The sequence below is a fragment of the Paraburkholderia sp. SIMBA_054 genome (assembly GCF_046534875.1).
In the GTDB taxonomy this organism is placed as follows: Bacteria; Pseudomonadota; Gammaproteobacteria; order Burkholderiales; family Burkholderiaceae; genus Paraburkholderia; species Paraburkholderia hospita.
Genome location: NZ_JAWRXV010000051.1, coordinates 25,047 through 44,308 on the forward strand (window position 1 = coordinate 25,047; position 19,262 = coordinate 44,308).

General features: G+C 64.3%; 14 protein-coding genes. 12 read left to right on the forward strand and 2 right to left on the reverse strand.

Annotated elements, in window-relative coordinates; all coding sequences use genetic code 11:
• Positions 1 to 29: 29 nt before the first annotated feature.
• Positions 30 to 1,160, reverse strand: coding sequence for an HPP family protein (locus SB822_RS40845; protein ID WP_094298036.1), 1,131 nt, complete (start codon positions 1,158 to 1,160; stop codon positions 30 to 32).
• 399 nt (positions 1,161 to 1,559) lie between these two features.
• Here SB822_RS40845 and SB822_RS40850 point away from each other — a divergent pair, with 399 nt between their 5' ends.
• Complete coding sequence (locus SB822_RS40850) at positions 1,560 to 1,979, forward strand: phasin family protein (protein ID WP_042314373.1); 420 nt, start codon at positions 1,560 to 1,562, stop codon at positions 1,977 to 1,979.
• A 59-nt stretch (positions 1,980 to 2,038) separates the two neighbouring features.
• On the opposite strand, the gene SB822_RS40855 is transcribed toward SB822_RS40850, so the two are convergent.
• Positions 2,039 to 3,103, reverse strand: a complete 1,065-nt coding sequence (locus SB822_RS40855; protein ID WP_079500732.1) for a putative zinc-binding metallopeptidase — start codon at positions 3,101 to 3,103, stop codon at positions 2,039 to 2,041.
• Positions 3,104 to 3,473: 370 nt separating this feature from the next.
• Here SB822_RS40855 and SB822_RS40860 point away from each other — a divergent pair, with 370 nt between their 5' ends.
• The 11 genes from SB822_RS40860 (at position 3,474) to SB822_RS40910 (ending at position 18,451) form a co-directional block, all read left to right on the forward strand.
• The gene (locus SB822_RS40860; protein WP_410857364.1) at positions 3,474 to 6,899 is read left to right on the forward strand and encodes a DUF2126 domain-containing protein; all 3,426 of its coding nucleotides are present in this window, start codon (positions 3,474 to 3,476) and stop codon (positions 6,897 to 6,899) included.
• A gap of 47 nt (positions 6,900 to 6,946) precedes the next feature.
• Positions 6,947 to 9,559, forward strand: coding sequence for a circularly permuted type 2 ATP-grasp protein (locus SB822_RS40865; RefSeq protein ID WP_410857365.1), 2,613 nt, complete (start codon positions 6,947 to 6,949; stop codon positions 9,557 to 9,559).
• Positions 9,556 to 10,446, forward strand: coding sequence for a transglutaminase domain-containing protein (locus tag SB822_RS40870; protein ID WP_007747270.1), 891 nt, complete (start codon positions 9,556 to 9,558; stop codon positions 10,444 to 10,446). The genes SB822_RS40865 and SB822_RS40870 overlap by 4 nt, the downstream gene beginning before the upstream one ends.
• A 74-nt stretch (positions 10,447 to 10,520) precedes the next feature.
• On the forward strand, positions 10,521 to 10,943 hold the full coding sequence (locus SB822_RS40875) for a MarR family winged helix-turn-helix transcriptional regulator (protein WP_007747272.1): 423 nt from the start codon (positions 10,521 to 10,523) through the stop codon (positions 10,941 to 10,943).
• 62 nt (positions 10,944 to 11,005) lie between these two features.
• Positions 11,006 to 11,449 (forward strand): MarR family winged helix-turn-helix transcriptional regulator, encoded by a 444-nt coding sequence (locus SB822_RS40880; protein ID WP_410857366.1) that lies wholly within the window; start codon positions 11,006 to 11,008, stop codon positions 11,447 to 11,449.
• 80 nt (positions 11,450 to 11,529) lie between these two features.
• Positions 11,530 to 12,645 (forward strand): HlyD family secretion protein, encoded by a 1,116-nt coding sequence (locus SB822_RS40885; protein WP_007747292.1) that lies wholly within the window; start codon positions 11,530 to 11,532, stop codon positions 12,643 to 12,645.
• A 21-nt stretch (positions 12,646 to 12,666) separates the two neighbouring features.
• Positions 12,667 to 14,247: a DHA2 family efflux MFS transporter permease subunit gene (locus tag SB822_RS40890; RefSeq protein WP_007747294.1), complete on the forward strand. Its 1,581-nt coding sequence runs from the start codon at positions 12,667 to 12,669 to the stop codon at positions 14,245 to 14,247.
• Between the two features lie 56 nt (positions 14,248 to 14,303).
• Positions 14,304 to 15,758: an efflux transporter outer membrane subunit gene (locus tag SB822_RS40895; protein ID WP_007747297.1), complete on the forward strand. Its 1,455-nt coding sequence runs from the start codon at positions 14,304 to 14,306 to the stop codon at positions 15,756 to 15,758.
• Between the two features lie 76 nt (positions 15,759 to 15,834).
• Positions 15,835 to 17,019: a thiolase family protein gene (locus tag SB822_RS40900; protein ID WP_410857367.1), complete on the forward strand. Its 1,185-nt coding sequence runs from the start codon at positions 15,835 to 15,837 to the stop codon at positions 17,017 to 17,019.
• Positions 17,020 to 17,142: 123 nt separating this feature from the next.
• Positions 17,143 to 18,081, forward strand: coding sequence for a 2-dehydropantoate 2-reductase (panE, locus tag SB822_RS40905; protein WP_079487378.1), 939 nt, complete (start codon positions 17,143 to 17,145; stop codon positions 18,079 to 18,081).
• A 70-nt stretch (positions 18,082 to 18,151) separates the two neighbouring features.
• On the forward strand, positions 18,152 to 18,451 hold the full coding sequence (locus SB822_RS40910; RefSeq protein ID WP_007747305.1) for a hypothetical protein: 300 nt from the start codon (positions 18,152 to 18,154) through the stop codon (positions 18,449 to 18,451).
• The last annotated feature ends 811 nt before the right edge of the window (positions 18,452 to 19,262 follow it).

Below are 19,262 nucleotides of genomic sequence, written 5' to 3' on the forward strand. Positions count from 1 at the left end.
TTGATTCAAGCGGCGCGCGATGGCCGCGCTCAGGCAGCAGGGCGCTGTTGCGCCTGAGCCTGAGCTTGAGCCTGCATCTGCGTCTGCCGGTACAGACCCGCGATCAGATCGGACTGCGTGATGATGCCGACCAGCCTGTCATGCGAGTCGATCACGGGAATGTGATGGTGGCCGTCGTCGGCGAAGAGCGGCACCAGTTCGACGATCGGCGTGCTGGTCGAGACGGTGCGCACGTGCGTCGTCATGACGGTGCTGACGAGTCGCCCGCGTGTCGCGTCGCGCTTGAAGAGACGCGCCGACAGCGCTTCCATCAGACGCAGGTCTGCGCTTTTCGGCTTGTTCGCGAGATCGGCGCGCGTGACGATGCCGGCCACGTGTTGACGCTTGTCGACGACGGGCAGCGCCTTGATCGAGTGACGCTGTAACAGGTCCGCTGCGGCGCGCAACGTGCTGTCGGGCGTGACGCTGACGACGGGCGCCGACATCACGTCGCGGCATGCCAGTTCGCTGAAGGTGCGCGCGTAGGCCTGCAACTGCGTTTCGCGAAACAGCGTTTCGAGGTCGTCAGGGTCGATGTCGAGCAGTTCGCCGCGCCGGTTCAGCACGGCTTCGAGGTCGGCGCGCGTGATGCTGTTGCCCGTTGCGGGCGCTTGCGGCACGGACGGCGCGGCGCGCGTCGCGTGCGGATAGCGGTGGCCCGTCACCGCGTGATAGACGAGCGCCGCGCCGAGCAGCGCCGCCGACTGGATCAGGATCGGCTCGAGCACGAAGCGAAAGCCGAGCGCATGAATGGCGGGTCCGCCCACCACGGCCGTCAACGCGACGGCGCCCGATGGCGGGTGCACGCAACGCAGCGCGAACATCGCGGCGATCGCCACGCCCACCGCGAGCGCCGCCGCTGCGACAGGATCGGAGATCAGCATCGCGGAGGCCACGCCCACCGTCGCCGACACCAGATTGCCGCCGATGATCGACCACGGTTGCGCGAGCGGACTGGCGGGCACGCCGAACAGCAGCACGGCCGACGCGCCCATCGGCGCGACCAGCAGCGGAATGTTCACGTTCGGACCGAGCAGCAGATGCATGCTGCCGCCCGTGAACGCAATGCCGATCAACGCGCCGAGCGCCGAGCGCATGCGCTCGGGCCATTTGACGTTCATCGCGGCGGGATAAAAGCGAGCCAGCCACTGGAAAAAAGGGGAACGGGTCAAGATATTGTTCTGTTGAGGGAAACGGGCAGGCGTAAGTTAAGGGAAAAGCTGTCAGAAAGGAAACAATTTGTCGTCATGGATATATGCCAACGTGATATAAATCCCGCGTAACGCCCGCCCGGCGGACGCTTGTCGGGCCTGTAAGTGCAGGGAAAACCCGTACGCTGTGCATAGTTGCACTGCATCATAGCGTGATATGAAATGGGCATAGCAAGGCCGCCATGGCTGCTGGCGTCCGCGTTGGTCGCTGGCACATTGCCGCATTAACGGGCATGATCGTGCCATGTGCCTGCGTCAAGCCTTCGAGGCACATGCCCAACCCACCGAAGCACCCTGTGGAGATCAAGCATGGAACCCTTTGACGCCGCCAATCCGTTCGCCGAGTTCAACAAGCTGTTCGAACAGTTCAAGCTGCCCGGATTCGACGTGCCGGCCGTGATGGAAGCGCGTCGCAAGGACGTCGAGGCTCTGATCGCCGCCAATCAGACGGCCGTGCAGGGCATTCAGGCGCTCGCGCAGAAGCAGGCCGAAATGCTGCGTTCGACGCTATCCGAGCTGCAGGATGTCGCGCAGAAGCAGGCAGCCTCCGGCGGTGTGCCGTCGGCGCAGACCGCGGAACTCGTCCAGCAGACGCTGCACAAAGCGCTCGCGGACATGCAGCAGCTCACGCAAGCCGCGTATCGCACGCAGGCCGATTCGTATGCGGTGATCGCGAAGCGCGTCGAAGAGAACGTCGAAGAGCTGAAGACACTGCTGCAGAAGAAGTAACGCGCGTTCGCGGCAGGCTGCAACGCGAGGCTGGCCGCGCGTGCGCGGCTTGTGCGTGACTACTTGCGCGCCGACGCCTGCGCGATCACACGATGCACGAAACGGAGCTTGTCGACGACAGGCGGCGCCAGCGCGAATGGATAACCGTCCGGCATGCCGAGACTGCGGTTCAGGCTGTTCAGCACGTCCGTCAGCGGAAACCAGCGCTTCATCAGGTTATCGAAGCTCGCTTCCTCGACGGGCGTCTGGTCGGTCAGCGACGGCTCGTTCGGCGCGGGCGGCAGCAGCGCAAGCCCGTATGCCGTCGACGTATCTATCACCTCGACGATCATCAGATAGTGCGCCCACGTTTCGGCCCAGTCTTCCCACGGATGCATCGTCGCGTACGCGCTGATGAATCTGTTTTCCCAGTCGGCGGGTGCGCCGTTGCGATAGTAGTTGTCCATCGCTTCGCGATAGTCGGCTTGATCGTCGCCGAAGCGCTCGCGAAACGGTTTGAGCCAGTGCGTCCCCGCAACCAGCTTTTCGAAGTAGTAATGCCCCGACTCGTGGCGGAAATGCCCCAGGAGCGTTCGATACGGCTCGCGCATGTCGGTGCGGACTTTCTCGCGGTGCGCGTCGTCGGCTTCGGCCACGTTCAGCGTGATGCGGCCGTTGTCATGTCCCGTCATCACCGCCTCGCCGTCCCCCGTGTTCTCGCGGAAGTCGAATTCGAGGCCGTTGTCGGGATCGACCTGGCGCGATTCGATCGCGAGGCCGAGCGATTCGAGCGTATAGAGCAGGCGGCGCTTCGCGGTCTCCAGCCGGTACCAGTAGAGCCGGTTGTTCGGTTCCGCGAGATTCGGGATCGTGTGCGTGAGACGGCATGAGCGGCACAGCGTTTCGGGATCGTCGGCGGGCAGCATCCAGTTGCAGATGTTCTCGACCGCGTAGTTGTGGCATTGACGGAACAGCTTGCCTTTGACGTCGGGATGCAGGCTGCGCCACTGGCCATCGCCCGCGTCTTCGAACGCACTGATTTCGGCCAGTTCGGGCACGTAGCCGAGCAACGCCTCGCAGCGCTCGCACAATACGTTTTCGAAGAACACGCGCTGGTCGCACCGGTTGCAATGGAAGGCTTTCATCGCTTCAATCCGTTTACGTTTATGTCGTCGTGCAGTGGATGAGATGTGTGTCAGGCGGACGTGCAGCGCGCCGTTTATAGCAGCATCCGCGCGCGTGAGGTTCCCGCAATCTTCATGCCGCTTCGCTATAACGTCGTGGGTCTTGCGCACATTACGTGCGCGAATGACCCGCCGCATGCGCCGCTTTGGTGCGTGTGGTCGGTCGCGTGGCACGCGTGCTTTGTCATTCGAAGTCCTTTGAAGCATGAGGCCGCCACGTGACAATGCGATAGCTGCAAATGCAGCAACGGCTGCGTTTTCACGCTCAACGGCATAGAGCTTGCTTTTCGCGTCTGCCCCCTTATCGGCCTTTCCCGCCCAGGAGTCCGGAGTGTCCATACGTGTCGCGCTGAACCATGTCACGCATTACCGCTATGACCGTCTCGTCGGATTGTCGCCGCAGGTCGTGCGGCTGCGCCCGGCTCCGCATTGCCGCACGCCGATCCTGTCGTACTCGATGCGCGTCGAGCCGGAAGTGCACTTCATCAACTGGCAGCAGGACGCCTTCGCGAACTACCAGGCGCGGCTCGTGTTTCCCGAGCGCACGCCCGAGTTCAAGATCACGGTCGATCTCGTCGCGGAAATGGCCGTCTACAATCCGTTCGATTTCTTCCTGGAGCCGGCCGCCGAAAAGTTTCCGTTCGAGTACGCGCCTGAGCTTGCGGCCGAACTGGCGCCATATCTCGTCAAACGCGAAATGACGCCGCGCTTCAAGGAGTTCGTCGCGAGCATCGACCGTTCGCCGCGTGTCACAGCGGATTTCCTCGTCGAGCTGAACCAGCGTCTGCAGCACGACATCCGCTATCTGATCCGGATGGAGCCGGGTGTGCAGACGCCTGAGGAAACGCTCGTCAATGGGTCAGGCTCGTGCCGCGATTCGGGCTGGCTGCTGGTCGAGACGCTGCGCCAGCTGGGGCTGGCGGCGCGCTTCGTGTCGGGTTACCTGCTGCAGCTTGCGCCCGATACCAAGTCGCTCGATGGCCCGAGCGGCACCGAATACGATTTCACCGACCTGCACGCGTGGTGCGAAGTGTTCCTGCCCGGCGCGGGCTGGATCGGCCTCGATCCGACCTCGGGCCTGCTCGCGGGCGAGGGCCATATTCCCGTCGCGTGCACGCCGGAGCCGGGCAGCGCCGCGCCGATTTCGGGCGCCGTCGACGAGTCCGAAGTCGAGTTCGAGCACGCGATGTCGATCACGCGCGTGCTCGAAACGCCGCGCGTGACCAAGCCCTATACGGAAGCCGCGTGGGACCGCGTGCTGACGATGGGCGCGCACGTCGACAGCCAGCTCGGCGCGATGGACGTGCGCCTGACGATGGGCGGCGAGCCGACCTTCGTGTCGGTGCGCGACCGCGACGCCGCTGAATGGAACACCGACGCGCTCGGCCCGACCAAGCGCGGTTATGCCGTCGCGCTGATGGACAAGCTGCGCGGCCACTACGGCGCGAACGGCTTTCTGCATATCGGCCAGGGCAAGTGGTATCCGGGCGAGCAGTTGCCGCGCTGGGCGCTGTCGCTGTACTGGCGCGCGGACGGCGAGCCGTGCTGGAACGATCCGGCGCTGTTCGCCGACGAGCGCAGCCCCGGCCGCTATACATCCGACGATGCGCACCGCTTCATCACGCGGCTCGCCGGCAAGCTGTCCGTCGACAGCGAGTACGCGCAGCCTGGTTACGAGGACACGTGGTACTACCTGTGGCGCGAGCGCCGCTTGCCCGTCAACGTCGATCCGTTCGATTCGCGTCTCGACGACGAAATGGAGCGCGTGCGGTTGCGCCGCGTGTTCGAGGCGGGGCTGTCGGGCGTAACGGGTTATGTGCTGCCGCTGGCCCGCGCGACGACTGGCCCGGGCTGGACGAGCGGCGCGTGGTTCTTCCGCGACGCGCGCATGTACCTGATTCCCGGCGACTCGCCGATGGGCTTGCGCCTGCCGCTCGATTCGCTGCCGTGGGTTGCGGAGGAAGATTATCCGTACCAGCATGCGCACGATCCGTTTGCGGAACCCGCGCCGCTACGCACGTCGGCGCAATTGCGGATGCAGTATGAAGGTGTGTCGTACGACGCTCGTCGCGGTGTCGGATCAGGCGGTGGACGCGGCGCGGGCTCAAGCGGACACGGCACAGGCACGCTGCCTCAGGACCGCCTTCCCGAGCGCGGCGAATCGGCAGCATCGCTGATCCGCACGGCACTGTGCGTCGAGGTGCGCAGTCCGGCGCGCGCGGCGGGCCCGAAAGTGGAGGCCGACGCCTTGGGCGATGGGCGTGCGCTGCTGCACGTCTTCATGCCGCCGCTCACTGAAGTCGACGACTATCTCGACCTGCTTGCCGCGATCGAAGCCACGGCCGCCGAGCTGAAGATGCCCGTCGTGATCGAAGGCTATCCGCCGCCGCGCGATCCGCGTCTGCATGTGCTGCAAGTGACACCCGATCCCGGCGTGATCGAAGTCAACATTCATCCGGCGAAGAACTGGAACGAACTCGTCGATCACACCGAGTTCCTCTACAACGCTGCGCACGAGACGTATTTGAGCACCGAGAAGTTCATGCTCGACGGCCGCCATGCGGGCACGGGCGGCGGCAATCACTTCGTGCTCGGCGGCGCGACGCCTGCCGACAGTCCGTTCCTGCGCCGCCCGGATCTGCTCGCAAGCCTCGTCGCTTACTGGCACAACCATCCGTCGCTGTCGTACCTGTTTTCCGGGCTGTTCATCGGGCCAACCAGCCAGGCGCCGCGTATCGACGAAGCACGTAACGATCAGGTCTACGAGCTCGAACTGGCGTTCAGCGAATTGCAACGGCAGATCGATCTGCTCGGTGGCCAGGGTAGCGCGCAACTGCCGCCGTGGATGATCGACCGCGCACTGCGCAACATCCTGATCGACGTGACGGGCAACACGCACCGCGCCGAGTTCTGCATCGACAAGCTCTATTCACCCGATGGCCCGACGGGCCGACTTGGCCTGCTCGAACTGCGCGGCTTCGAAATGCCGCCGCACTCGCGCATGAGTCTCGTGCAGCAACTGCTGCTTCGCGCGCTGGTCGCGAAGTTCTGGAAGACGCCGTACACCACGCCCCTCACGCGCTGGGGCACCGGCTTGCACGACCGCTTCCTGCTCGGCACGTTCGTGCAGATGGATTTCGACGATGTGCTTGCCGATCTGCGCGGTGCGGGCTACGCGTTCGACAGCGAATGGTTCGCGCCGCACTTCGCGTTCCGCTTCCCGGCCATCGGCGAGATGCACGCGAACGGCATGTCGCTGACGATCAGCGGCGCGCTGGAGCCGTGGCACGTGATGGGCGAAGAGGGCGCGGCGGGCGGCACGGTGCGGTATGTCGATTCGTCGGTGGAGCGGCTCGAAGTGAAGGTGCTGGGGCTGAACGACAATCGCCATGTCGTGAGCGTCAATGGCGTGTCCCTGCCGCTGCAGCCGACGGGCCGCATCAGCGAATTCGTCGCGGGCGTGCGCTTCCGCGCATGGGAGCAGTCGTCGTCGCTGCATCCTACGATAGGCGTCGATGCGCCGCTGACGTTCGATGTCGTCGATACCTGGACGGGACGCTCGATCGGCGGATGCCAGTATCATGTCGCTCATCCGGGCGGACGCAACTATCAGACGTTCCCGGTGAACGCGTACGAAGCGGAAAGCCGGCGACGCTCGCGCTTCTTCACGACGGGCCACACGCCGGGGCCGCTCGTGACGCAAGCGCCGCCGCGCAGCCTGGAGTTTCCGTTCACGCTGGATTTGCGGCACTGGTAAGCCGCTGCTTCAACCTTAGCCCATAACGACAGACTCGCGACGACATCTTGGCTTTTCAATCGACCTTTCCGTTCGAAGCGGCAGCAGGCCATCCCGACGCGCTGGCGCTGCTGCGCTCGCTGCCGTTGCTCGACGTGCGCGAAGGCCACTGGGACGAACTGCGCGACGAATCGGGCGCGCTGCGCGAGCCATGGCGGCGCTTTTTCGAGTTGCTCGGCGAGGAAGGCATCGCGGGTCTGGAGCCGGGGCGCGCATCGATCGCCCAGCAGGTGCGCGACAACGACATCACGTACAACGTCTACGCGGACAAGGGCGAGCCGCGCCCGTGGTCGCTCGACCTGCTGCCGTTCATCATCGGCGAAGACGAGTGGGCGCATATCGAGCGCGGCGTGAAGCAGCGCGCGCAGCTGCTCAACGCGATCGTCGCCGATGTGTACGGTCCGCAGATGTTGCTGCAGCAAGGCAAGCTGCCCCCCGCGCTCGTCTATGGGCACCCGGGCTATCTGCGGGCCGTGAAGGGCTTCGCGCCGCCGGGCGGCCAGTTCCTGCAGGTGATCGGCGTCGATCTGGCGCGTGCGCCCAGTGGCGAGTGGACGGTCGTGTCGCATCGCACCGAAGTGCCGTCGGGCCTCGGCTACGCACTGGAAAACCGCATGATCGTGTCGAGCGTATTCGCCGACGCGTTCCGCGAATTGCGCGTGAGCCGCCTTGCGCCGACGTTTTCCACGCTGATCGCGACGCTCGCCGAATGGGCGCGCGCGACGATGCGCAACGGCAAGACGGACAGCGCGCCGCATATCGCGCTGCTCACGCCGGGGCCGTTCGCGGAGACCTATTTCGAGCATGCGTTTCTGGCGCGCTATCTGGGCGTGACTCTCGTCGAAGGCAAAGACCTGACGGTGCGCAACGACATGCTGTATCTGAAGACGCTCACGGGTCTGGAGCGCGTGCACGTCGTGGTGCGGCGCCTCGACGACGCGTTCTGCGACCCCGTCGAACTGCGCGCCGACTCGACGATCGGCGTGCCGGGGCTGTTGCAGGTGATGCGCGCGGGCAATGTGATCGTGTCGAACGTGCCGGGTTCGGGCTTTCTCGAATCGCCGGCGATGCACGGTTTTTTGCCGGGCATCGCGCAGACCTTGCTGAACGAGCCGCTGCTGCTCAACGGCGTGTCGACGTGGTGGTGCGGCGAGGACGCCGCGCGCGAGCATGCGTTCGGGAACATGGACGACGCCTTCCTGCAACCGACGTGGCCCACGCGCACGCCGGACGGGCCGCCTGGCATCGCGCCTGGCGCGCAGCGGCTCGACGCGTGGAAGAGCCGCATCGAGCGCGCGCCTGATGCGTTCACGATCCAGCAGCCGCTGCCGTATTCGTGCACGCCGCGCTACGAAGACGGCACGCTCGGCAACCGGCCGAGTGTGCTGCGCGCCATCGCTGTCGCCGATGCGAGCGGCAGCTGGCACGTGCTGCCCGGCGGCTTCACGCGGCTCGCGGGGGAGCGGCAGGCGTCGGTGTCGATGCAGTTCGGCGGCAGCAGCGTCGATACGTGGGTGCTGTCGAGCCATCCGAATTCGACCTTCACGCTGTTGCCTTCGCCGCTCAAGCCCGCGGATCTCGCGCGCAAGCATCGCACGGTGTCGAGCCGCGCGGCGGAGAACCTGTTCTGGAGCGGCCGGTACGGCGAGCGTGCGGAAAACAACGTGCGGCTGCTGCGGTTGATTCTCGGCTCGCTGGAAAGCAACGGCGCGGACACCATGTTCGGGACGCTCGCGGAGCTCGCGCTGCAATACGGCCTCGTGCAACCGGGCGACATCGTGGCGGGCCAGTCGCTGCGGGCGTTCGAGCGCACGCTGGTTGCGAATCTGCACGAAAACACGGGCGCTTATAGCATCGGCCAGAATCTCGCGAGCCAGGCGCGCGCGAGCGGCGAGATACGCGGCCGGCTTTCGAACGATCACTGGCGCATCACGCTCGCCGCGCGCAACGACTTCCGCGACGCGCTGCACGAACTGACGCCGGCGGCGGCCGTGTCGTCGAATGCGTCTTCGCGCGGCAAGGCACGCTACAACCGCGTGTCGCTGATGAACGCGCTCGAACATCTTTCGACGCAGCTCGCGGCGATCAGCGGCGCACAAGGCGACCGCATGACGCGCGACGAAGCGTGGCGCTTGATGTTCGCGGGCCGGCATATCGAGCGCGTGTGGGCGATGACGTCGATACTGCGCGTCGTCGCGATGCAGCGCCAGCTGGCAACGCCCGCCGCGTTCGATCTGCTGCTGCAACTGTTCGACAGCACGCTCACGTATCGCTCGCTGTATCCAGGGCGCCTCGAAGTGCCCGCGCTGATCGATCTGCTCGTGATCGAGCCGACCAATCCGCGCGGACTGTACGGCGTGTACGCGCGGCTGTGCTCGAAGCTCGACGATATTTCGATGGCGGCGGGCAACACGCGCCATCGGCGTTTCAACGACATGCTGCCGGACGTGAGCACGCTGCCCTCGCTGGAACAGTTGTGCACGACCGACGACAGCGGCATGTACGAGGAACTGATCGCGCTGTGCGACCGCCTCGCGATGAGCATGACGGCAGCGGCGAATGAAATCAGCGCGCGCTATTTCAGCCACGCGAACACGCTGGCCCCGCAGGTGTCGTCATGAAGGACGCGCAGACGCTGCTGTCCGTGTCGCACCGCACGACCTATCACTATTCGACGCTCGTCGAAACCGCGCAGCATCTCGCGACGATCCGCCCGCTCGCTTGCTCGTGGCAGCGCGTGGTCGCGCATACGGAGCGCATCGAGCCGTCGCCTTCGTATCTGCATAGCCGCATCGACGCGTTCGGCAATGACGTGCTGTATTTCGCGCTCGACGCACCGCACGAACGCCTGCAAATGGTCAGCGAAACGACCGTGCAGCTCACGCCGCGCTGGCGCGATCTCGATCCCGACGCGACGCCCGAATGGGAAGAGGTGGCGGACTCGCTGCGGTTTCGCGCGGGCGGCGAGTGTCATCCGCAGGTCGAGTTCCGTTTCGCGTCGCCCAACGTTGCGCTCAAGCCATCGTTGCGCGACTACGCGCTGCGCAGCTTCCGCCCCGGCACGCCGATCGTCGCGGGCGCGATCGATCTGATGCATCGCATTTACGCGGATTTCGACTACAAGCCGTCGGCGACGATGTTCGATACGCCCGCCGAACGTGCGTTCGATATGAAAAGCGGCGTCTGCCAGGACTTCGCGCAGGTGATGATCGGCTGCCTGCGCGCGCTCGGCCTGCCTGCGCGCTATGTGAGCGGCTATCTGCGCAACGATCCGCCGCCGGGACAGCCACGCCTGATCGGCGCCGATGCATCGCATGCCTGGGTGTCGGTGCATTGCCCGCAAAGCGGCTGGATCGATCTGGACCCGACTAACGACGTGCTCGCCGACATGGACCACGTGACGCTCGCGATCGGCCGCGACTACAGCGACGTTTCGCTGCTGCGCGGCATGATTCTTGGCGGCGGCGCGCATCGCGTCGAGGTGGCCGTCAGCGTGTTGGCGCTGTGAGCAACAATGAATTTCATCCGGCGTATCACAACGCGATTTGACAGCGTGCATACGCACATATAGACTTCCTTCTCATGAGCAAGCCCATTTCTCACGACGATTGCAACTGTTTCGCGCTGCGCCAGGCGGCGCGGTTCGTCACGCAGATCTACGAACGCCATCTCGGCCAGGTTGGCCTGACGGCGGCGCAGTTCACGATCGTCGCGAAGCTCGCCCGCAAGCCTGGCCTGACCATGGTCGAGCTGGCCGACACGATGGTGATGGAACGCACCACTCTCGTGCGCGCGCTGAAGCCGTTGCAGCGCGATGGCCTCGTGCTCAGCGAGCCGTCCGAGCACGATGGCCGCACCTATCAGTTCAGCCTGTCGAAAGCGGGCAAGGAAACGTTCGAGCAGGCCGCCATCGCGTGGCGCGCCGCGCAGGACGAATTCGAAAGCAAGTTCGGTCGCAGCCGCGCGAAGGCACTGCGCGCCGAGCTGTTCAATCTGACTTCGTAATCCGGTTGTTCTTTTAGCGCGTTGTATCGCGCGCTCGACGAAATCGATTCCATGGTGTGCATATGCACGTAGAAACTGACACTGAAGAAATACAGGTTTCGCCCAACGACGACTGCTTTGCGATTCGCCAGGCGGCGCGCTACGTGACGCAGCTATACGACCGTCATCTCGGTCAGGTGGGGCTGAAAACCACGCAGTTTTCGATCATGTGCCGGCTGCGCCGCCGGAAGTGGATGACGATGAAGGAGCTCGCCGACTCGATGGTGATGGAACGCACTACGCTGGTCCGCGCGATCCAGCCGCTGCAGCGCGACGGGCTCCTGTTCACGGAAGCGTCGCGCAGCAATCGCCGCGTGTTGACGGTGATGCTGACGACAGCAGGCGAAGAACGGTTGCAAGCGGCGCGCGACCACTGGTTCGCGGCGCAGGAAGAATTCGAGCAGCGTTTCGGACCGCAGCGTGCAGCGAGTCTGCGCGAAGAGTTGTTCGACATGACCAAGCGCTAACACTCACGTTTTCAGGCAATAAAGCGGGCGCTTCCAGGCGCTTTTTTTCAACGATTCCCAGTGCATACGCACATAGAGCCATGTCTACAACTCCTTCTATTGCTCCGCCGAGCGTCGTCGGCGCCGCGAAACAGACGCGCAGCATTCCGTGGATGCTGCTGGCGGTGATCACCGTCGTCGTCGTTGTCGCGGCGGCAGCATCCTACTGGTTCTTCGTGGCCCGCTTTGTCGAAACCACTGACGATGCCTACGTGGGCGGCGACGTCACCGTGCTTGCGCCGAAGGTGAACGGCTTCGTCAACGACGTGCTGGTACAGGACAACCAGTATGTGAAAGCGGGGCAGGTGCTGATTCGCCTCGACGCACGCGATTACGATGCACGCCTCGCGCAGGCCAATGCGGAAGTTGCGAGCGCGGAAGCGGCCGTGACGGAGCTCGAAGCGAAGAAGTCGCTGCAACTCGCGACGATCAACGAGCAATCCGCCGAAGTGCGTGCGTCGGGCGCGGAACTCACGCGCAGCGCGTCGGATTCGGTGCGTTACCGCCAACTCGTGAAGGACGATGCGGTGTCGAACCAGGTCGTCGAGCGCGCGGACGCGGACCTCGCGAAAGCGCATGCCGCCGTGGATCGCAGCAGCGCCGCGTTGACGGCGGCGCAGCGTCAGTTGCCCGTGCTCGATGCGCAGATCAACGACGCGCATGCCCGCATCGCGACGGCCGTGGCGGCGCAACGTGTCGCCGCGCTCAACGTCGAGTACACGACGATCCGTTCTCCCATCGACGGCTATGTCGGCAATCGCACGGCGCGCGTGGGCGTGCTGGCCAATGTCGGCGTGTCGCTGCTGACGGTGGTGCCCGCTAGCGGACTGTGGATCGACGCGAACTTCAAGGAAGACCAGCTGAAGAAGATGAAGGTCGGCGACACCGTCGATGTCGATCTGGATGCGTCGAGCCATCCCATCGAAGGCGTGGTCGAGAGCCTTGCGCCGGCGACAGGCGCGACCTTCAGCGTGCTGCCCGCGGAGAACGCGACGGGCAACTTCACGAAGATCGTGCAGCGCGTGCCGGTGCGTGTGCGGCTGTCGGTGCCGAAGGAGATGCAAGGCGTGCTGCGCCCCGGCCTCTCGGCAACGGTGAAGGTGCATCTGCGCTCCGACGCAGACGCGAGCCACGACGCAGCCCGCTCGGCTTCGTAACCCACGGACGCCGCGACCATCATGAGCAAGACGACATCCGCACCCGCAAACCCGGCCGATCTGCCGACCGCAACCAAAGTCTTCGCGTTCTCGCTGCTGTGCCTCGGCTTCTTCATGGCGACGCTCGACATCCAGATCGTGGCGTCGTCGCTGAAGGATATCGGCGGCGGCCTGTCGGCGAGCCAGGATGAACTCTCGTGGGTGCAGACCGCGTATCTGATCGCCGAAATCATGGTGATTCCGATGTCCGGATGGCTCACGCGCGTGTTCTCGACGCGCTGGGTGTTCGCGGCCTCCGCGTTGGGCTTCACCATCACGAGCATGCTGTGCGGGCTCGCATGGGACATCAACTCGATGATCCTGTTCCGCGGCCTGCAAGGCGCAGCGGGCGCCGCGATGATCCCCACCGTGTTCACGACCGCCTTCATGCTGTTTCCGGGCAAGCAGCGGATCATCGCCGCGACGACGATCGGTGCACTCGCGTCGCTCGCGCCGACGATCGGCCCCGTGATTGGCGGCTGGATCACCGATCAATGGTCGTGGCACTGGCTGTTCTATCTGAACCTCGTGCCGGGCGTGCTCGTCACGGTGCTCGTGCCGCGCTATGTCAACGTCGATCACGCCGATGTCTCGCTGCTCAAGACGGGTGACTATCTGGGCATCGTGCTGATGTCGGGCTTTCTCGGTTGCCTCGAATATGTGCTCGAAGAAGGGCCGCGCAAGAACTGGTTCGGCGACAACGCGATTCTGTTCTGCGCGTGGATCTGCGCGATCTGCGGCTTCCTGTTTCTCGTGCATGCGTTCACGGCGAAAGAGCCGATCGTCGATCTGAGGGCGCTCGCAATTCGCAACTTCGGTATCGGCAGCCTGTTGTCGTTCATCACGGGCATCGGCCTGTTCTGCACGGTGTTCCTGACACCCGTGTTTCTGTCCCGTGTGCGTGGTTTCGATTCGCTGCAGATCGGTCTCGCGCTGCTGTCGGTCGGTTGCGCGCAACTGGTCGCGTTGACGGCGTACTCGTTTCTCGCGCGCAGGGTCGATATGCGTCTGCTGATGGTGTTCGGCCTGATCTGCTTTGGTGTTGGCTGCTACCTGTATGTGCCGCTGACGAACCAGTGGGGGTGGCACGAACTGCTGATTCCGCAGGTGCTGCGCGGCGTCGGCCAGCAGTTCTGCGTGCCGCCCATCGTGACGATGGCGCTCGGTTCGCTGCCGCCTTCGCGGCTCAAGTCGGCGAGCGGCCTGTTCAATCTGATGCGTAACCTGGGCGGCGCGATCGGCATTGCGGTGTGCAGCACGATGCTCAACGACCGCCTGAACCTGCATTACGAACGGCTCGACGAACACGTGACGGCTGGCCGCCCGGTGATCGAAGCGATGCTGCGCAATCAGGCCGCGCATTTCTCGGCGGTCGGTGGCGACGTGATCAACGGCGCGTCGGCGGGTCTCGCATCGCTGCATTCGCTGCTGATGCGCGAAGCGCTCGTGCTGACGTTCTCCGACACGTTCCTCGCGGTCTCGCTGTGCTTCGCAGTAGGCCTGATCAGCGTGCTGTTCTCGCGGCCTTTCGGTCTTACCGCGCCGCCGCCGGACGCGCACTGAAGCGCACTGAACCACGCGAAAGCCATCAACACATCCGATGATTGGAAGAACCCGACATGAAAACGATCGTAGCCAAAGCGCTCGCCGTTGCCGCCGCCATGACGCTCGCCGCGTGCGCCGTACAGCCCGAGACGCACGCGGATTTGCCGCAGACGGTGAAGACCGTCGCCCCGGACGCATGGAGCGTCGACGCGCCGAAAGATACCGTGGATGCGGACCAGTGGTGGTCGCAATTCGGCGACCCGGCGATGCACAAGCTCGTGGACATCGTGCTCAACGACAACCTCGACGTGAAAGCCGCTGTCGAGCGCGTGAAGCAGGCGCAGCAGGTCACGAAGCAGCAGCGCGCAGCACTCGCGCCGCAACTCGACGCGGGCGCGACGGCTGCGTATGAGCGGCAGAACACGCCGCCGCCGCTTGGCTATGTGAAGCAGGCGGGTATCGGCTTGACGGCTTCGTGGCAGCCGGATGTATTCGGCGGCGAACGCCTTGCGGTGCTCGCGGCGCAGGCGCAGGTGTCGGGGCGTCAATCGGCGCTGAACGAATTGCGGCTCGCGCTGGCTGCGAACGCGGCCGCCGCGTATATCGACTTGCGCTGGGCGCAGTCGCAATTGCAGATCGTCAACGACAACGAGGAAATCCGCGCTCGCGCGCTGAAGCTCACGCAACAGCGCCTCAAATACGGGCTGTCGACGCAGCTCGACGTGGCGCGCGCGCAGAACCAGTTGCAGGATTTGCAGGCACAGCTTCCGAAGATCCGCTCGGACATTCAGCACGACATGAGTCTGATCGCCGTGTACTCGGGACGCACGCCGGAAAGCGTCGACAGCCTGTTGCTCAGCGAGGCGCATCCGATTCCCGTGCCTGCGCAAAGCGTGCCGCAGACGCTGCCGTCCGAAGCGCTGCTGCGCCGCCCGGATGTGCGCACCGCCTACGCAACCGTCGAGCAGCGCGCGGCCGAAGTGGGCGTCGCTCGAGCGGACCGCTATCCGAAGTTCAATCTGAGCCTGACCGACGGCATCCTCGCGTCGTCGTATCTCGGCCTGCCGACGTTGACGGACAACCTCTTTAGCGCGGCGTTGAACGCGACGAGCCCGATCTTCAACGCGGGCCGCATTACCGCGCACATCGAGCAGAACGAGAGCCGCATGCGCGAATCGCAACTCGGCTTGCAGCAGACGATGCTGAACGCGCTGAAGGAAATCGAGGACACGCGCAGCGATCTCGTCAACGGCGACGCGCAGGTCGAGAAACTCGGCGGCGCGCTCGGAGCATCGGGGCAGGCGCTGAAGCTTTCCACTGAGCTGTACAAGGGCGGGGCGTCGAGCTTCCTTGATGTACTCGATGCGCAAGAGGCCTATCTGCGCGACGCAGAATCGTTGAATCAGGCGAAGCGCGAGCATGCGCAGGCGGCTGTTGCGCTGTATCGGTCGCTCGGCGGTGGCTGGGATGTGCCGGCCAATAGCGATGTTGCGAAGGCGAAGCCATCGACGGATGTCGCGTCTAACTAAATCGAAATGAAGTGGAATGAAAGTGCCTCGTTTGCGCGAGGCATCGAAGCGTAGTCCTTCAACCTGAGGAATAGCGATGAATGCTCGCGATATTGTGATTGCCCATCCCGTCCGCACGCCGATTGGCGCATTCGGCGGGTCGTTGAAAGAAGTGCCTGCCGTGCAGCTGGGCGCGGCTGTCGTGCGCGAGACGCTGCGGCGCGGCGGGCTCGATGCGAAGGCGTTGTCGTCGGTGGTGATGGGTAACGTCGTGCAGGCGGGGAACAAGATGAACCCCGCGCGCCAGGCGGCGATCGGCGGCGGCGTGCCTGTCTCGGTGCCCGCGCTGACGGTGAACCGCGTGTGCGGATCGGGCGCGCAGGCGATCGTGTCGGCGGCGCAGGAGATCGCGCTCGGACTCGGCGATGTGGCTGTCGCGGGCGGCATGGAGAACATGGACCGCGCACCGTATCTGCTCGAAAGTGGACGCTGGGGCAACCGCATGGGTAATGCGCAGGTGCACGACAGCATGCTGCGCGACGGCCTCGTCGATGCGTTCTCGAACGAGCACTCCGGCTGGCACACGGAAGACCTCGTGAGCAAGGCAGAACTGACGCGCGCCGCGCAGGATGAATGGGCGGCGCGCTCGCAGCAGCGCTTTGCTGCCGCGCAGGAGCGGGGTGTGTTCGACGCGGAACTGGTCGCTGTCGAAATCGCAGGGCGCAAGGGCACGGTGCAGTTCGCGCGCGACGAGCAGCCGCGTCCCGACACGACGATCGAGACGCTCACGAAGCTGCGCCCCGCGTTTCGTCCCGATGGCACGATCACGGCGGGCAATGCGCCAGGCCTCAATAGCGGTGCAGCGGCGATGATCGTCGCGGGGCGTGACTATGCGGAGGTGCATGGCATTGAAGCGTCCGCGCGTCTGGTTTCGTTCGGCATCGCAGCCGTCGAGCCGGGCATGTTCGGTCTCGGTCCTGTGCCCGCCGTGCAGATCGCGCTCGAACGCGCGGGCTGGAAACTCGGCGACGTGGAACGTGTCGAGATCAACGAGGCGTTTGCTGCCGTGCCGCTTGCCGTTGCGCAGAAGCTGGGGCTGGCGCTCGACATCGTGAATGTCGAAGGCGGCGCGATTGCGCATGGTCATCCCATCGGCGCAACGGGCGCGGTGCTCACGACGCGCCTCATCCATTCGATGCGCCGCGATGGCCTCAAGCGCGGCATCGTGACGTTGTGCATCGGCGGCGGGCAGGGCATTGCGCTCGCGCTGGAAATTATCTGACGCGGTTTTCGTTGCTGTTCTGATGCCCGCAGCGGGACACGCAAGTCCGCTGCGGGCATCGTCGATTTGCGACATACTGCATGCGCATGGCGTACGCCACGCAAACGGACCAATGGAGGAGCAATGCGAATTCTCGTAGTGGGCGCGGGCGCTGTGGGCGGATACTTCGGCGGACGTCTTGTGCAGGCGGGCCGCGATGTCACGTTTCTCGTGCGCGAAAAGCGCGCTGAAGAACTGCGGCACTTCGGGCTCGTCATTAAAAGTCCGCGCGGCGATGTGACATTGCGCGAGGTGAAGACCGTGCTCGCGAATCAGATCGCGCAGCCATACGATCTCGTGCTGCTGAGCTGCAAGGCGTATAACCTGGACGATGCGATTGAATCGTTCGAATCCGCTGTCGGCGAATCGACGATGATCCTGCCCGTGCTGAACGGAATGCGTCATATCGATGTGCTCAAGCAGCGATTCGGCGCGACGAAGGTATTGGGCGGGCAGTGCGTGATTGCCGCGACGCTCAATCGCGAGCGCGAAATCGTGCATCTGAACGACATGCATGCGATTGGCTTCGGCGAGCTCGGCGGTGGACTGAGCGAGCGCGTGCAAGCGGTTGCGTCGGCGTTCGATGGTGCGGGCTTCGACTCGACGGCGTCCGACAACATCCTTCAGCAGATGTGGGAGAAGTGGGTGTTCCTCGCGACGCTTGCGGCCAACACCTGTCTGCACCGTGCCGCGATCGGCGACATTCTGAAGACACCGGATGGGCGGCGTGTGATCGAAGGCATATTGGCCGAATGCAAGGCGGTCGCGGCGGCGAACGGTTATGCCATCGGCGAGGCGTCCAATGCGCGTGCGCAGACCATTCTGTTTGCGGATGGCTCGGCGTTGACGGCGTCGATGCTGCGCGATATCGAAGGGCAGTCGCGGATCGAGGCCGATCATATCGTCGGCGATCTGATTGCGCGTGGCGGCGAGGCGCAGAAGGACGGCGTGTTGTCGCTGCTGCGTATCGCGTACAGCCATCTGAAAGCTTATGAGGCGAGGTTGGCGCGGTTATCCGCGTAACAACGCGGAGGGGCCAGAACGCGGCGAAGCTGAAGTAGAATCGACGGCACTGAATCACGCGAGGTGGACCATGCCCATTCCCCAGGGATCGGTGCCAGCGCTGTGCACGGCTTCCGCGACGACGTTCTCGATCGGTATTATCTTTCTTGGCTATTGGGGCCTCCAGGAAGGAGGCCACTGGACGCCTACCGATAGGTTCGTTGCTGGGCTTGCGATTGTTGGGTTTGCGTTTTTGGGGCTCGTGCCGTGGGTGGCGACCAGTCCCGTCGAGCCTGATACGAATGATAAGAAGGTGCGCTCCGCGCGGGGGATGTTTCTGGTTGGGATGATTGCGGTTTGGTTGTCGATTGTTGTGTCGGTTATCTTTTGATTTTTTCTTTGTCTGCGACGCTGGGTCGGTTGTTTTGGGCTTTGCGCTGCTATTCGCGGTTCGGCCTTTGCGGCGCGGGCGTTGTCGGTCGGTTTGGTTGTTCTAGCCTTTTCGCTGGCATCCGCGCTATGCCTTCGTGCTTCAAGCGTCGCCCCTGTGCGGGGCGGCACCTACTTTTCTTTGCCGCCGCAAAGAAAAGTAGGCAAAAGAAAGCGGCTAACACCGCCAACATTTATTCTTGCCTGAGGGCCCCCGGCGGCCCCGCGCTCCACGCGGTAACGCGCTATCGCCTGCCCGTTGCCAACGCTTCGAACTGATGCCTCGCCCACTTCAGACACCCGTACAAGGGCCAACGGCAGCGAATGGTTTGTGCCGCCCAGGTGGCAAACAGTGTGTAGGTTGTCGCACCGCACAGGTTAGTGCTCTTACCAGAAACACCAACCTTGCTACTCAGTCCGGAGTGATGCGCGTAAGGCGCGAAAGCCTACACACAGTTTGCCACCTGGGCGGCAGAGGACTATCTGGCACGGCATGCCGGATTGCGGGCGCGTGAAGCGGGTGAGGCGTACAGAGAGAGCGGTGGCAACGCACGCATACAGATACGCTGCCGTGTGAAGCGTAGGACCGGTTGGGGGCCCTCAGGCAGGAAGAAGAATTGGCGGTGTTAGCCGCTTTCTTTTGCCTACTTTTCTTTGCGGCGGCAAAGAAAAGTAGGTGCCGCCCCGCACAGGGGCGACGCTTGAACGGCAAACACCGTAGCGCGGATGCCAGCGACAAAACCAGCAAACCACCCAGCGTCGCAGACAAAAAA

What these genes read in the sequence shown, in the direction of transcription:
- SB822_RS40880 (WP_410857366.1), top strand. Translation starts at nt 11,006, where the DNA reads ATGCACGTAGAAACTGACACTGAAGAAATACAGGTTTCGCCCAACGAC.
- SB822_RS40855 (WP_079500732.1), bottom strand. Translation starts at nt 3,103, where the DNA reads ATGAAAGCCTTCCATTGCAACCGGTGCGACCAGCGCGTGTTCTTCGAA.
- SB822_RS40895 (WP_007747297.1), top strand. Translation starts at nt 14,304, where the DNA reads ATGAAAACGATCGTAGCCAAAGCGCTCGCCGTTGCCGCCGCCATGACG.
- SB822_RS40900 (WP_410857367.1), top strand. Translation starts at nt 15,835, where the DNA reads ATGAATGCTCGCGATATTGTGATTGCCCATCCCGTCCGCACGCCGATT.
- SB822_RS40845 (WP_094298036.1), bottom strand. Translation starts at nt 1,160, where the DNA reads ATGAACGTCAAATGGCCCGAGCGCATGCGCTCGGCGCTCGGCGCGTTG.
- SB822_RS40885 (WP_007747292.1), top strand. Translation starts at nt 11,530, where the DNA reads ATGTCTACAACTCCTTCTATTGCTCCGCCGAGCGTCGTCGGCGCCGCG.
- SB822_RS40910 (WP_007747305.1), top strand. Translation starts at nt 18,152, where the DNA reads ATGCCCATTCCCCAGGGATCGGTGCCAGCGCTGTGCACGGCTTCCGCG.
- SB822_RS40875 (WP_007747272.1), top strand. Translation starts at nt 10,521, where the DNA reads ATGAGCAAGCCCATTTCTCACGACGATTGCAACTGTTTCGCGCTGCGC.
- SB822_RS40890 (WP_007747294.1), top strand. Translation starts at nt 12,667, where the DNA reads ATGAGCAAGACGACATCCGCACCCGCAAACCCGGCCGATCTGCCGACC.
- panE (WP_079487378.1), top strand. Translation starts at nt 17,143, where the DNA reads ATGCGAATTCTCGTAGTGGGCGCGGGCGCTGTGGGCGGATACTTCGGC.
- SB822_RS40850 (WP_042314373.1), top strand. Translation starts at nt 1,560, where the DNA reads ATGGAACCCTTTGACGCCGCCAATCCGTTCGCCGAGTTCAACAAGCTG.
- SB822_RS40870 (WP_007747270.1), top strand. Translation starts at nt 9,556, where the DNA reads ATGAAGGACGCGCAGACGCTGCTGTCCGTGTCGCACCGCACGACCTAT.